Genomic DNA, 13,979 nt, shown 5'->3' with positions numbered 1-13,979 from the left:
TTTTAAAGTGTAAAGTTCCAGTTTTTAGTGTTGTTGTATTGTAATTTTCCGTGGTTGATTTCTAACGGACTTTCAAAATTATTGGTAAATAAACTTCCAGTACCTAAACCTTGTGGCAAAGGATTTTTCAAATGATAGGTAAATTGCGCAATGGCATTTAACCCAACATTGCTCTCTAAAGCTGACGTAATCCACCAACCACAATTGTTTTGTTCAGCTAAAGTAATCCATTCCAAACTATTGGCAAAACCACCTAATAAACTTGGTTTTAAAATAATGTATTGAGGTTGAATTGTCGATAACAATTTTTGCCTTTCTTCGGATGAAAAAACCCCAATCAATTCCTCATCCAACGCAATAGGAACTGGGGTTTTAGTACATAAATCGGCCATTGCTTCCATTTGTCCTTGTTTGATTGGTTGCTCAATAGAATGTATATCAAATTTTGACAATTGTTCTAATTTTTGCAAAGCTTCATTGGGTAAAAAAGCTCCATTTGCATCTACTCTTAAGACAATTTCATTGGCAGAAAATTCTTTTCTGATGGATGCTAGTAACGATAATTCAGTCTCAAAATCAATGGCACCTATTTTCATTTTGATACAAGAAAAGCCAGTTGCTAACTTTTCTTTGATTTGCGTTTTCATAAAATCTTTATCACCCATCCAAATCAATCCATTGATATTGATTGCCTCTTTTCCTTGCGTGAATTTTGTTGGAAATAACTCAAAAGGTGTTTGACTTTTTAGAGATAAAAAAGCTTGTTCCAACCCAAATTGAATGGATGGAAACTTTATCAATTCTTGCAATAATACTTCCAAACCCAAATGAATATTTTCACAAACCCAGTGTAATTTTTCTTCGTAATTAGGAACATCATCACAACTCAAACCTCTAAAAAGACCAGTTTCACCAATGCCAATTTTATCATTTTGTTGTAAAATGATGAACCAAGTTTCTTTAGTTTTTAAAATGCCACGTGAAGTACCACTTGGATTTTTAAAATTGAGAATGTATTTTTTATAACTTGCTGTAATTGTCATCAAAAAATTATTGTTCAAGAAAAGCTTTAAAATTGGTTAAATATGACAAATCTTGATTTTTAAAAGTACCCTTGAAATAAGGAAATAAACACGACATCAAATAAGAATCACTGCTACAAGTTGCTTGTAATGTAATGTTTGTCAAACCATTAGATTCTGAAAACACATAATCATTGGTTTTCAACATATTTTCGGCATTGTGAAAAAGCGTTACTTTTTTATTGGGAACATAAGCCATAATTTTTTCAGAAATCAACATTTTTTGATCTTGATTTTGAATCATTAATTGATATTCACTTCCCGTTTTTCCAATATTTTCATTGACAACTTCAACCGATTTTAGTTCTGGAATCCATTGTTTTTTATTCTCAATAGTTGTAAAAGCATCAAAAACTTGTGCAATTGGCTTATTAATTTGAATTTGAACAGTATAATTTGTCTCTTTGATAAAAGAGCCAGTGGCAAAAAACACTAGCACAATTACAGAGATAATTCCTAAAATAATTTTAATTCTTTTCATTTTTTAAGTTTTCTATGACGCCATTTTTTGATTAAAAAATAACTAATTGGAATAATCATAACGAATGGCCAAACCGTTACAATAAATAGCAAAAATGATTTGAAATTATCAAATCCATTTGTAAAGCTCTCTCCTATTTTTCCAAAAAAGGAAGTTTCATTGGATACTTTTTTATAGAATGAAACAGACAATGTTGAAAAAGAAACTTGGTTGGAAAGGTAATTCAATCTTCCTTCAGTTGCTTCGATTTCTTCACGTAATTTTCCTAATTCGCGTTCAACATTCAAAATATCTTCTACACTTTTAGATTGTTGTAGAATTTCTAAATAGCGTTTTTCGAGTTCTTTTTTGTTTTTTAAACGAGATTCAATGTCTAGGAATTCTTCAGTAACATCAGAAATGGTAATTTCTTTAGAATCGAATTTTGAAATTTGATTGGAAATTCCTTTTAAAATTGAATCAAAGTATTGTGCTGGAATTCTGATGTTGAGATAATAATTTATCTTATTATCATATTCATTTTTAGAATCTGATGAGATATATCCATCAAATTTTTGCACTAAATGTTCAATATTCGCTTTTGTTTTTTCCAAATCAGAGGTTTCAAAAACGACATTTCCATTTTTGATTAATTTTCTGGAAATAGGTTCTTTTAAAACTGTGTTTGATGTTTCATTCACTGAAAATGATTTCTTGGTTTGCATTGAATTTGTCAAATTCATTTTAGAATCTGACAAATTTGTAAATTCTACAGTATTTGCATCTGAATTTTTACAAGTGATAAAAAGCAATCCAATCAAAAAAAATAACGCACTATTTTTCATAATTTAAGTTATAAAGAGTTTACAATTCCAAAAATAATTGCAAACAAAAAAGTACTTAACGCCACTTTTTTAAGTTCACTATCCAACTCAGAAAGCTGATTATTATTGGCTACTGTAACCAAATTTTTCATCAAAGGAATGAATGCTATCAAAAACAAAAATTGCACGATTGATGAGAAATTTAAAATTACGAAAATAGAACTTGCAAACAATGCGCCAAAAATTAAAAAGTAATGATATTTTTTTGCGTTACTAATGCCTAACTTTACAACTAAGGTATTTTTTTGATTGATTTTGTCTTGTTCAAAATCACGTAAATTATTCAAATTTAATACTGCTGTACTTAAAAATCCGACTGCTATTGCAGGTAAAAAAATCAGAAAATTAAGCTGTTTTGTATATAAAAAATAGCTCCCAACAACGCTGAGCAATCCGAAAAATAGAAATACAAAAACATCTCCAAAACCACTATAACCATAAGCAGATTTACCTACAGTATATTTAATAGCGGCAATAATTGAGGCGATTCCCAAGAAAAAAAACAAAACTGCATAGCCAAAATTTTCTTTTCCAAAAGCGATAAAAATTAATAAAATAGCCACTAATAAGGTGATAATTGTTGTCACAATCATGGCATTTTTCATTTGTTTTGGAGTAATTGCCCCAGAAGCGACCATTCTTGCTTCACCAGTTCTATTTTTATCTGAACCTTTAATTCCATCTCCATAATCATTCGCGAAATTGGACAATACCTGAAAGCCGATTGTTGTAACAATCGCTAACCAAAAAATAGCAGAATTTAAAATTGAGGTGTCATTTCCTAGAGAACTTCCCACAATAATTCCTGAAACAGAAAGTGGTAAGGTTCTCAAACGAGCTGCTTTTATAAAACTTTTTACATCCATGAGTGTTGACTAGTTTCAATTTTAAAAATGGTGTAATCGTATAATTTTTTTGCTAAATGCATTTGTAAACAGGGTATTTTAACTTTGCCAGATGCTGTTTGAAAAACCAAATCAGCCACATTTTTTCTCTCTTGAAAAAAGGTTTGTTTCAATTTAATATTTTGCACTTTATAAAAAGGTAATAAAATAGTGTGTGTTTCAATCATTCCTGTTGTTATTTCCAATAAATCTTTTGAAAACACATAGGTTCTCTTTGTAAATTTTAGGTGAATCAAAAAAAATACTATAGGAATTAGCAAAATATTGATTAAAAAAACACTCTTATTGTCAAAAATATAGTAACAAAAGCTATTTATCACTAATAAAAAGAAAATAGCTCTCAAATACAGTCTGTTTTTATAAAATTCATCAGATTTATTTTGATGAAAAGCTGCTGTATTTTCGTCCTCAAAAAGCAATTGTTTGATTGCTGAAATATGAGTCTTTTTACACCCGATGATTTTGATAATTTTATTTTTTTTACCCTCCTCTTTTCCACTTGTAGCTTGAGAAAATCTTACAAAATACGAATTTAACCACTTTTTAAGTGGATTTGAAGAAACTGTGATAAATTGAATTTTATTTTTTTTTAATACCACCGATTTTTTTGTTGTCAATCCTTGCGAAATTTCAAGAGTTTCTTTTTTTATAAAAACTGATTGATCAAAATGCGCTATCAAAACTCTAACAAACGAACTTATTAAGGCTACAAAAACAATCAAAATAAAAAAGGTTAGTATTAAAATAATACTAGTTTGAATTGCAGAAGTATTCTCAGAAACAAAATTGTCAAACAATTCTTGATTTTTAAAATTTTTAAAAACGTCTCTTACTTGTTGGTAAATTCCGATTGCAAATGCTACCGTTAAAAATAAACTTTGGAAATGGTTTTCTGTCAAACTCTCCTTTATCAACTGAGAAAAGTTCACTTTTAGAAAAGGGATATTTAAAATTTCAGATTGAATGTCATTTGTAGATTTTGAAAAATTAGTTAATGCCGTTTTAAGCAAATTTGCATGCGATAATGACATTGCTTTGATGGAAATTTCAGCTTTTGCAGAACCCGCAGTTTCAATTTCAACTTCATATGTATTGATGATTTGCTGCACAATATTTTGTTTGAAGTTGATGTTTTGAATTCTGTCAAATGGAATTGAAATAAGTGATTTTTTGAATATCCCTTTTTTTAAAACAAAATGATTATTTTCAATTTTGAACTGAAAATTTTTAAAAATTAAAAGGCTATAACTGATTAAAATTACAATTGCGATGAAAAAAGAAAGATATACATACCCTAAAGCAGGGTCTGAAAATTTTGAAAATTTCTGAATAAAAACAATTAATAAAATCCAAGTTGCTTTAAAAACCTGCATCAATTGATGCATAAAAATTACCAATATGCCTTTTTTGGATTGTGTTTGAAATTGATTAAAATCAGCAAAGTTATTCATCGATTTTTTGGCTAATGAATTCTTTTATTTTTTCGGCATCTACCAATGAAATCCCAGCTATTTTTAAATCGTCACTACTATCACCTGCTGTAAAAACACTTAACGAAGCCAACTGAAAAAGTTTTGAAAAAGGTCCTTGATCTATTTCTAAATGCTGAATTCTATTGAAAGGTACAGTAGTTAATTTTTTAAAAAACAATCCACTTCTGTAAGAAATATCCTTGTCACGAACCAAATACATGCGGGTTTTAAATCCTAAAAAATAAACGATGGTTACACCTCCAAAAAAAACTAAAAGAACTGTATATATCCAAAAAATAAAGTTTTTTAGGTTCCATAAATTTGTGAAATCAACTATAATTGTTGCAATTAAGAATACTGTAAAAATTAGAGTAATATTCAATAAAATTACCTGTAAATACTTTTTTTGGACAGGAATAAAATCATCTTTTTGAATTTCAGGAAATTGAATTACCGTCAAATTATCAAATGAATTTATCATAAATACAAGTATAAAACTACAGAATCTAGATTGTAAATATTTTATAAATTATTTGCTTCTGCAATCAATTCAGCAATATCTTTCACCACAATTTCAGTCTCATTTTCCTTAAATTTTACACCATCAGCCATCATTGTTTTGCAATAAGGACAGCCTGTTGCAATGATTTGAGGATTGGTTTCTAAAGCATCTTCTGTTCGTAACACATTCACTTCTTTATCCCCTTTTTCAGCATCTTTAAACATTTGAGCACCTCCTGCTCCACAGCACAATGCAGTTGATTTATGACGTTTCATTTCCGTCAGGTTTACGCCTAGTTTTCTGATAATTTCGCGAGGAGATTCATACTCATCATTGGCTCTTCCTAAATAACAAGGGTCATGAAATGTAAGTCTTTTTCCTTTTAAAGTTGCGTCATTTATTTGAAGACGATTTTCTGAAAGTAATTTTTGAATGAATTGTGTGTGATGATATACTTGATAATTTCCACCCAAACTTGGATATTCATTTTTAAGTGTATTGAATGAATGCGGATCGCAAGTAACAATGGTTTTTACTTCATATCCATTCAAAATTTCGATATTCATCAAGGCTTGCATTTGAAATAAAAATTCATTTCCCGCTCTTTTTGCAGCATCTCCAGTAGAAGATTCTTCAGTTCCTAAAACTGCAAAATCTACTTTTGCTTGATGTAAAATTTTAACAAAAGCTCTTGATATTTTTTTGGCTTTGTCATCATAACTTCCTGCAGCACCTACCCAAAACAACACTTCGGGTTGCTTGCCTTGTGCCATCATTTCTGCCATTGTTGGAACTATCATTTGTTTAGTTTTTAGTTATTAGTTTTAAGTTGTTAGTACTTTAGCTTAAAACTAAAAATTCGTCATTAAAAATTATTATTCCTCATTTACCCAATTCAATCTGTCTTGTTGATTGTATTGCCAAGGAGCACCATTATTTTCGATATTTGTCATCATCATATTTAGTGATTGTGGCGCAGCACTCTGCTCCATCACTAAATACCTTCTCATATCTACAATTATTGATAATGGATCAATATTTACAGGACATTCTTCAACACAAGCATTGCAACTGGTACATGCCCACAACTCTTCTGGAGTGATATAATCGTTTAATAATTGTTTTCCATCATCTTTAAAAACTCCTCCATTTGCATCGATATTTTTTCCAACTTCTTCTAAACGATCTCTAGTATCCATCATGATTTTTCTGGGAGATAATTTTTTACCTGTCAAATTTGCAGGACAAGAGGATGTACATCTTCCACATTCTGTACAAGTATAGGCATTAAGCAATTGCACCCAACTTAAATCGGTAACATCTGAGGCTCCAAATTTTTCAGGAACTTGATTATCAGCAATTTCAGTTGGATTTGCATAAGGATCTGCTGATGGATCCATCATTAATTTTACTTCTTTAGTTACAGCTTCTAAATTGGTAAATTGTCCTTTCGGATTCAAATTGGCAAAATATGTATTTGGAAAAGCGAGTAAAATGTGTAAATGTTTTGAATAGTATAAATAATTTAAGAACACCAAAATACCTAGAATATGCAACCACCAAGCGGTCCTTTCGATTGTATGTAGTGCTTCTGCTGAAAATCCATCAAAAATTGGAGCAATGAACTGACTGATTACATTGCCAACTCCAGCTTCTTGAAAAGGTACATCAGTGGCATTCATGGTTAAGAATAAAGTCATTAAAACCACTTCAAAATACAGGATGAAATTACCATCATTTTTTGGCCAACCTGTCATTTCAGCACTTAAAAAGCGTTTAATTTTCACAACATTTCTTCGCATCCAAAAAACAAAAACAGCTACTAAAACCAACACTGCTAAAACCTCAAAAGTTCCGATTAAAAACCCATAAAAATTAGCACCTAAAACACCCTGAAAAAGTCTGTGAGTACCAAATAAGCCATCAATTACGATTTCTAAAACTTCTATATTGATGATGATAAATCCGATGTAAACTACCAAATGTAACAAACCTGAAATGGGTCTTCTAACCATTTTTGATTGTCCAAAAGCAATTTTAAGCATGTTTTTTAGGCGAGCAGATTTGTTATCTGTTCTGTTAATATCTTTTCCTAAACGAATGTTTCTGAACAAATTGCGAACATTCGTCACAAAAAAACCGAAACCAACTGCTAATGCGAGTGCAAATAAAATATTTGGTAAGTAATGCATTTGATTGTTTTTATACTTTTAACTTATTGTTTAATTTCTTCTTTCTTAACTTCTGGTTTATAAGGACTTGGCTTTTTACCGAATAATGAAAAATGTACAAATCGCTTTGGATTTAATTTCATATCTCGTAATAATTCTTCCAATTCTTGAGACATTTCAGTAAGATTTGTGTACAAAGCATCGTCGTTCATTAATTTACCTGCTGTTCCTTTTCCATTTTGAATTCCGTCTAATAATGAATTTACTGAGGTTAAAGTAAGTTCTGCTTTTCTCATGATTTCACCCAAATTCGAATTTACTAACGTATCTGTAACTTTCGATAAATTTTGAGTAATTTGATTCGTATTTTTCAACGTTTCTTTTAAGTTTGATGAATTTGAATCAACAATAGAATTTACAGAAGCTATGGTTGTTCTTAAATCGATGATGGCAAATTCAATTTCTTCAAAAGAATTTTGAATGCTTGTGGTAGTTTTTTTATCCAGCAAATTGTTAAACTTTTTGAATGATAAATCTGCACTTTCTAAAACGCGCTCCAATTTTATTTGAATAGGATCTAATCTTGCACCAATTGCTGAAAATAATCCTTCTTCAACTTCGCCTTGTAAATAATCCCCATCTTTCGCTTCTTCACCTTCATAACTCGGAATCAACACTAAATTTGAACCTGACAAAGGATTGGGAGAATAGATTTTTACAATACTTTTTTTGGTAAAAATAAATCCGTTTTCTAATGAAAATTTCACCAACATTTGTCCTTTTTTAGCAGGATCTGGATTAAAATCGATGTTATCTACTCCACCTACTTTAAGTCCATTTACAAAAACCGAACTCGCTTCAGTGAGGCCTCCAACATTATTATATTCAACAAGAAATTGTCTTTTGCTGGGTTGAAATATATTTTGACCATTCAAAAAATTGAAACCCCAAATAAAAATTATGATGATTAGAATTGCAATAATCCCTGTTTTTAATTCTCTAGACATATGAAAAAATTTACAACAATATTACTAATAATTTTTGGTTGATGAGACCTGAAATTAATTCAATTTCAATGCTTCTGAAACAGATATTTTCTCATCACCTTTAAATGCGACCATAAATGCTGATGAAAATCCTGCTTTTTGCACAGTTAGTAAACTTTCTTTTGCTTCTTTATAGTTGGATGTTGATCCGTAATAGTATTTGAAAAAATCTCCTGTTTGCACTATTTCAACATCTTTTAATCCACTAAAATTTGATGGTTTTAATTCGATTTTATTTTTTCCAGAGGCGATTTGAATTTTGAATAAAACTTCATTACTCGTTTTTTCTGAAACAATTTTTGGATTTTTCACCTCTTTTACAGTATTCATTCTCAAATGATCAATATAATCTTGAATCGCATCTGCAATTGCTTTTGCCATTTGAGATTGTCCTTTTTCTGAATTTAAATATGCGCCTTCACTTTTGTTCGTTAAAAAACCTAATTCAATTAATATACTAGGCATGATAGTTTCCCTAAGCACTTGAAAATTATCTTGTTTAACTTTTCGGTCTAAACGATTTAATTTTTGCGTAAAATTTTGCTGAACTAAAGAAGCAATTTCAAGACTTTTATCTAAATTTTCTTCTTGCAAAAGAGACAATCCAATAACAGATTCAGCTGAATTTGGGTCAAAACCTTGGTATCTTTCTTGATAATTGTCTTCTAAAAGCACTACAGCATTTTCTCTTTTCGCGATTTCAAAATTCTTTTTATTTCCTTTTAATCCTAAAACAAAAGTTCCTGCTCCGTAAGCATTTGAAGTATGAGAATCGCAATGAATAGATACAAATAATGTAGCTTTTGCATCATTTGCAATGGCTCCTCTTTTCCATAAATCAATAAAAACATCCTCTTGTCGGGTGTAAATTACTTTGATATAATCTATTTTAGACAATTGTCTTCCAACTTCTAAAGCCGTTTTCAATGCAATATCTTTTTCCTGAAAACCGTTACCTAAATTCCCAGGATCTTTACCTCCATGACCAGCATCTAAAACAATTGTGTATGTTTTTTGTGAAAATAATGGGGCTGAAAAGAGTGAGAAAAAAACCGTTAAAAGTGTTAAAAAAAACAAGTTTTGTGGTTTCAACATAAATTTGTGATTTTGCAAAAAGTTCATCAATAAAATTTAACTAATTTTGGCGTCATAAATTTGGTAATCCAAAAAGTGAGCCGTTTTTAATTTTATACAAAAATAGTATTTAAAGCATTGCAATCAAACCTATCCTACATACTTTTATTTTGTGTCTTCTTTTTTACAAAGATTGGCTTTGCGCAAGATATAAAATCAACGAATAAAACTGTAATTCCGGCCGTAAAAAAGGATTCAGTAAGACCATCCAAAGAGCTATCAAAAGTTACTGTAAAGAAAGATTCTCTCTTGTTAAAAAAAACAGATACGATTGCAAAAGACTCTTTAAAACCAAAGGAAACTATTGAAGATATCATTACACATACTGCAAAAGATTACACGATTCAAGATGCTAAAAAAAGAAAAGTAACTTTATATAATGAAGCAAATATTCAATATACTGATATTGATTTAAAAGCGGGAATCATTATTGTTGATTATAAAGAAAATAGTCTTTTTGCAAAAGGAATTATTGATAGCACAGGCTATGTTCAAAAACCTATTTTTAAGCAAGGAAGTCAAGAGTCTGTTCAAGATTCTATCATTTACAATTTTAAAAGCAAACGCGCCATAATTTACGGTTTAAAAACCCAACAAGGAGAAATGTACACGTATGGATTGAAAACAAAAAGAGAAAATGACTCTACAGTTTTCATCAGAAAAATACGTTTCACTACTTCCGATAAAGAAATTCCGGATTATTATATTGCCACCAATAAAGCCAAATTAGTCCCTGGAAAAAAAATAATTGTTGGCGCTAGTAATTTGGTTTTGGCTGATGTTCCTACACCTGTTTTTTTACCATTTGCTTATTTTCCAATGACTGAGACAAGCATGTCTGGATTTTTAGTTCCTGCTTTTGATACAGGAAGCAGTCAACGTGGCATTGGTTTTCAAAATGGCGGATATTATTTTGCCATCAGTGATTATATGGATTTGACGGTTTTGGGTGATGCCTATTCAAACGGAAGTTGGGGAACAAGAATTTCATCAAACTACAATAAACGCTATAAATACAATGGAATTTTTAGTTTGAATTTTGAAAATATCGTGAATGGAATTCGTGGTTTTGATGATTTTTCGAAATCGAATAATTTCAACATTCGTTGGAATCATAATCAAGATTCAAAAGCGAGTCCAAATTCTCGATTTTCTGCTTCTGTAAACTTAGGAAGTAGTCGTTTTTTTAGAGAATCTTTGAATCAATTCAATGTTGCTCAAACTCAAAATAATACGTTTAATTCCTCCATCAATTATAGCAAAACTTTTGTTGGAACGCCTTTTAATATGGCTGTTACAGCGTCACATCAGCAAAATACAAATACGGAAAGTATTACCATGACTTTGCCAAATTTAACGCTGAATATGGATCGTATATATCCTTTTGCAGGAAAAAATGGTGTAAAGAAAAATCCAATACAAAAAATGGGTTTTAACTACAATATGCAAGGTCAGTATTTAATCAATACTACTGATGCTGATTTTTTTACAAGCAAAATGTTTGAAACTGCAAGAGCAGGAATTCAACACAGAACTTCTACAAATACCAATATCAAAGTTTTTAAATATTTTACGCTTTCACCAACTGCAAATTATGAAGAAGTTTGGCAATTTGACTATATAGAAAAAGAGTATGATCCTACAAAAAATGTTGTTGTAACAGATACTTTACGCGGATTTAAAAGCTACAGAGAATACAATTTGGGTGTGGGTTTATCAACCAATATTTATGGAACTTTTAACTTTAAAAAAGGGCGCTTAAAAGCAATTAGACATACCATAAGACCCACCATTTCTTATAGTTATAGACCAGATTTTAGAGACAATTACCTAAAACAAGTACAACAAAGTGCAAATCCATTGGATGTGATTGATTACACTGTTTTTGATCAGGGAATTTATGGGGGGCCTTCAGGAGGATTGAGCAATTCAATCGGAATTGCTTTAAACAACGTTTTAGAGGCAAAAGTTGCCCCAAAAGACCCTGAAAGTGATGAAGAAGATGAAAAAATCATGATTTTAAACAACTTGAATTTCAATACTTCTTATAACATTGCCGCAGATAGTTTGCGATGGTCAAACGTTACTTTTAGTGCAGGTACAAGATTATTTAAAGACAAATTAGCCTTGAATTTTAATGGCTCATTAGATCCTTATCAAGTAAATGATGAAGGTCAAAGAATCAATAAATTCAATCCTGGCATTTTTAGATTGACAAATGCAAATATGACCATGAATTATTCTATTTCGAGCACTGATTTTGATAAGAGCAAAAAGAAAGACGAAGCCGAAAATAAAAATGGAAATGGTGCAAATAATCCTCCAGATACCATGGGAGCAAATATTGATCCTACCAATAGATTCGGAAGGCAAAATATCCCCAATGAATCTAAAGAGCCTACAAAAACCGAACTTTATAGAGCCAAAATTCCTTGGACTTTAAATTTGGTATATTCTGCAAATTATGCAAATAATGGTATTCAACCTGGTAGAATTGGCATTCACACTGTTGGATTTAGTGGAAATATTGAATTGACACCTAAATGGAAAATTGGATATTCATCAGGATATGATATCAAAAATGGTGCGTTTTCGTTTTCAAGATTTAATTTTTCAAGAGATTTAGACAGTTGGCAATTCAATTTTAATTGGGTTCCTTTTGGCGCAAATTCTTCTTATACCTTTTTTATTGGTGTAAAATCAACAATGCTTGCAGACTTGAAATGGGATAAAAATAAACCACCAGATAGAAGGTTGTTTTAGACTGTAGACAGTTGTCAGTAGTCATAGACAGCTTTAAAACTTTGAATCTCTGAAACTTTGCATCTTTGCACCTTTGAAACTTAGAAACTAAAAAAAATGAAAAAAATCATCAAAACGGATAAGGCTCCTGCTCCAATAGGACCTTATAATCAAGCCATTTTAAGCGGCAATACCTTATATACTTCAGGACAAATTGCTATCAATCCTGCAACTGGAGAATTGGTTTTAGATAATATTTCTGATGAAACCAAACAAGTGATGGAAAACCTAAAAGCTGTTTTAGCTGCTGCAGAAATGACTTTTGAAAACGTGGTAAAAACATCGATTTTTATCTCTGATATGCATAATTTTGGGGCAATTAACGCTGTTTATGCAACTTATTTTGATGAAGAAACTGCACCTGCAAGAGAAACTGTAGAAGTAGCAAATCTTCCAAAATTTGTGAATGTTGAAATCAGTATGATTGCTGTAAAATAGATTTTTGGCTTTTGTAAAAAATAAAAAAACCTGATATTACTATCAGGTTTTTTTTATTTATCAACTTAGTTTTTTAAGAAACTGAAGCAGCATATTCAATTAAATCAACGATTTTTGTTGAATATCCCATTTCGTTATCATACCAAGAAACTACTTTTACAAAGTTGTCATTTAAAGCAATACCTGCTTCTGCATCAAAAATTGATGTTCTAGTATCCCCAACAAAATCTTGAGAAACCAATGCTTCTTCAGTATACCCTAAGATTCCTTTCATTTCATTTTCTGAAGCTGCTTTCATTGCTGCACAAATTTGAGCATATGTTGCAGGTTTTTCTAATCTAACAGTTAAATCAACTACAGAAACATCCATTGTTGGAACTCTGAAAGCCATTCCTGTTAATTTTCCATTCAAGGCTGGAATTACCTTACCTACTGCTTTTGCAGCTCCTGTTGAAGACGGAATGATGTTGTGCAATGCAGCTCTTCCACCTCTCCAATCTTTTGATGAAGGACCATCAACCGTTTTTTGAGTAGCAGTTGTAGCATGAACAGTCGTCATTAAACCTTCTACGATTCCGAAATTGTCATGCAACACTTTTGAAATTGGCGCCAAACAGTTTGTGGTACAAGAAGCGTTTGAAAATATTTTAATATCCGAAGTTAACTCAGTGTGGTTTACACCCATTACAAACATTGGAGTATGGTCTTTAGATGGAGCAGATAAAACAACTCTTTTTGCGCCAGCTTCAATGTGCTTCATTGCAGTGTCTTCTGTTAAGAAAAATCCTGTAGATTCGATTACATAATCAGCACCAACTTCTCCCCATTTCAAGTTTGCAGGGTCTCTTTCAGCAGTAATTCTGATTTCATTTCCGTTAACAACTAATTTTCCATCTTTTACAGAAACATCTCCTTTGAATTCTCCGTGAACAGAATCATATTTTAACATGTATGCTAAATAATCTACTTCAAGTAAATCATTGATCGCTACTACTTGTACATTTTTTCTTAATACTGATGATCTAAAAGCTAGTCTTCCTATTCTTCCAAATCCATTAATTCCTATTTTAATCATAATTTTAT

At 30.8% G+C, this 13,979-nt stretch carries 13 protein-coding genes; 2 read left to right on the top strand and 11 right to left on the bottom strand.

Going from position 1 to position 13,979, the window contains the following annotated elements; all coding sequences use genetic code 11:
• Positions 1-2: 2 nt before the first annotated feature.
• From WHA43_RS01315 to WHA43_RS01270, 10 genes are all read right to left on the bottom strand, one after another.
• Positions 3-1,043, bottom strand: coding sequence for an o-succinylbenzoate synthase (locus WHA43_RS01315; RefSeq protein WP_105047240.1), 1,041 nt, complete (start codon positions 1,041-1,043; stop codon positions 3-5).
• Between the two features lie 7 nt (positions 1,044-1,050).
• On the bottom strand, positions 1,051-1,563 hold the full coding sequence (locus tag WHA43_RS01310; RefSeq protein ID WP_105045373.1) for an SRPBCC family protein: 513 nt from the start codon (positions 1,561-1,563) through the stop codon (positions 1,051-1,053).
• A complete protein-coding gene (locus WHA43_RS01305) occupies positions 1,560-2,387 on the bottom strand; it encodes a DUF4349 domain-containing protein (RefSeq protein ID WP_105045372.1) in 828 nt (275 codons plus the stop codon). Before WHA43_RS01305 ends, WHA43_RS01310 begins: the two co-directional genes overlap by 4 nt.
• Before the next feature lie 8 nt (positions 2,388-2,395).
• The gene (menA, locus tag WHA43_RS01300) at positions 2,396-3,292 is read right to left on the bottom strand and encodes a 1,4-dihydroxy-2-naphthoate octaprenyltransferase (RefSeq protein ID WP_105045371.1); all 897 of its coding nucleotides are present in this window, start codon (positions 3,290-3,292) and stop codon (positions 2,396-2,398) included.
• The gene (locus WHA43_RS01295) at positions 3,283-4,782 is read right to left on the bottom strand and encodes a PH domain-containing protein (protein ID WP_105045370.1); all 1,500 of its coding nucleotides are present in this window, start codon (positions 4,780-4,782) and stop codon (positions 3,283-3,285) included. Before WHA43_RS01295 ends, menA begins: the two co-directional genes overlap by 10 nt.
• Entirely contained in the window at positions 4,775-5,284 is a 510-nt protein-coding gene (locus tag WHA43_RS01290; RefSeq protein ID WP_105045369.1) for a PH domain-containing protein, read from the bottom strand. Before WHA43_RS01290 ends, WHA43_RS01295 begins: the two co-directional genes overlap by 8 nt.
• 41 nt (positions 5,285-5,325) lie before the next feature.
• Entirely contained in the window at positions 5,326-6,105 is a 780-nt protein-coding gene (locus WHA43_RS01285) for a (Fe-S)-binding protein (RefSeq protein ID WP_105045368.1), read from the bottom strand.
• 75 nt (positions 6,106-6,180) lie between these two features.
• On the bottom strand, positions 6,181-7,497 hold the full coding sequence (locus WHA43_RS01280; protein ID WP_105045367.1) for a (Fe-S)-binding protein: 1,317 nt from the start codon (positions 7,495-7,497) through the stop codon (positions 6,181-6,183).
• A gap of 23 nt (positions 7,498-7,520) precedes the next feature.
• Positions 7,521-8,483 carry an MlaD family protein gene (locus tag WHA43_RS01275; protein WP_105045366.1) on the bottom strand — a complete coding sequence of 321 codons (963 nt, stop codon included), beginning with the start codon at positions 8,481-8,483 and terminating at the stop codon, positions 7,521-7,523.
• Between the two features lie 54 nt (positions 8,484-8,537).
• Complete coding sequence (locus WHA43_RS01270; protein ID WP_226742922.1) at positions 8,538-9,617, bottom strand: N-acetylmuramoyl-L-alanine amidase family protein; 1,080 nt, start codon at positions 9,615-9,617, stop codon at positions 8,538-8,540.
• Between the two features lie 117 nt (positions 9,618-9,734).
• Here WHA43_RS01270 and WHA43_RS01265 point away from each other — a divergent pair, with 117 nt between their 5' ends.
• Both WHA43_RS01265 and WHA43_RS01260 read left to right on the top strand, forming a co-directional pair.
• Entirely contained in the window at positions 9,735-12,419 is a 2,685-nt protein-coding gene (locus WHA43_RS01265; protein ID WP_211290292.1) for a putative LPS assembly protein LptD, read from the top strand.
• A gap of 96 nt (positions 12,420-12,515) precedes the next feature.
• Positions 12,516-12,896 (top strand): RidA family protein, encoded by a 381-nt coding sequence (locus WHA43_RS01260; protein WP_105045364.1) that lies wholly within the window; start codon positions 12,516-12,518, stop codon positions 12,894-12,896.
• A 73-nt stretch (positions 12,897-12,969) separates the two neighbouring features.
• Here WHA43_RS01260 and gap read toward each other — a convergent pair whose 3' ends face one another.
• Positions 12,970-13,971 carry a type I glyceraldehyde-3-phosphate dehydrogenase gene (gene gap / locus WHA43_RS01255; RefSeq protein WP_105045363.1) on the bottom strand — a complete coding sequence of 334 codons (1,002 nt, stop codon included), beginning with the start codon at positions 13,969-13,971 and terminating at the stop codon, positions 12,970-12,972.
• Positions 13,972-13,979: the final 8 nt, after the last annotated feature.

The sequence above is a fragment of the Polaribacter gangjinensis genome (assembly GCF_038024125.1).
Classification (GTDB): Bacteria; Bacteroidota; Bacteroidia; order Flavobacteriales; family Flavobacteriaceae; genus Polaribacter; species Polaribacter gangjinensis.
Note: the sequence above shows the minus strand (reverse complement) of the source record. Positions and strands in the feature narration are given on the sequence as shown.

Bases quoted from the DNA above. Each gene is read 5' to 3' on its own strand.
- WHA43_RS01315 (WP_105047240.1), bottom strand. From the start codon at position 1,043: ATGACAATTACAGCAAGTTATAAAAAATACATTCTCAATTTTAAAAAT.
- WHA43_RS01310 (WP_105045373.1), bottom strand. From the start codon at position 1,563: ATGAAAAGAATTAAAATTATTTTAGGAATTATCTCTGTAATTGTGCTA.
- WHA43_RS01305 (WP_105045372.1), bottom strand. From the start codon at position 2,387: ATGAAAAATAGTGCGTTATTTTTTTTGATTGGATTGCTTTTTATCACT.
- menA (WP_105045371.1), bottom strand. From the start codon at position 3,292: ATGGATGTAAAAAGTTTTATAAAAGCAGCTCGTTTGAGAACCTTACCA.
- WHA43_RS01295 (WP_105045370.1), bottom strand. From the start codon at position 4,782: ATGAATAACTTTGCTGATTTTAATCAATTTCAAACACAATCCAAAAAA.
- WHA43_RS01290 (WP_105045369.1), bottom strand. From the start codon at position 5,284: ATGATAAATTCATTTGATAATTTGACGGTAATTCAATTTCCTGAAATT.
- WHA43_RS01285 (WP_105045368.1), bottom strand. From the start codon at position 6,105: ATGATAGTTCCAACAATGGCAGAAATGATGGCACAAGGCAAGCAACCC.
- WHA43_RS01280 (WP_105045367.1), bottom strand. From the start codon at position 7,497: ATGCATTACTTACCAAATATTTTATTTGCACTCGCATTAGCAGTTGGT.
- WHA43_RS01275 (WP_105045366.1), bottom strand. From the start codon at position 8,483: ATGTCTAGAGAATTAAAAACAGGGATTATTGCAATTCTAATCATCATA.
- WHA43_RS01270 (WP_226742922.1), bottom strand. From the start codon at position 9,617: ATGTTGAAACCACAAAACTTGTTTTTTTTAACACTTTTAACGGTTTTT.
- WHA43_RS01260 (WP_105045364.1), top strand. From the start codon at position 12,516: ATGAAAAAAATCATCAAAACGGATAAGGCTCCTGCTCCAATAGGACCT.
- gap (WP_105045363.1), bottom strand. From the start codon at position 13,971: ATGATTAAAATAGGAATTAATGGATTTGGAAGAATAGGAAGACTAGCT.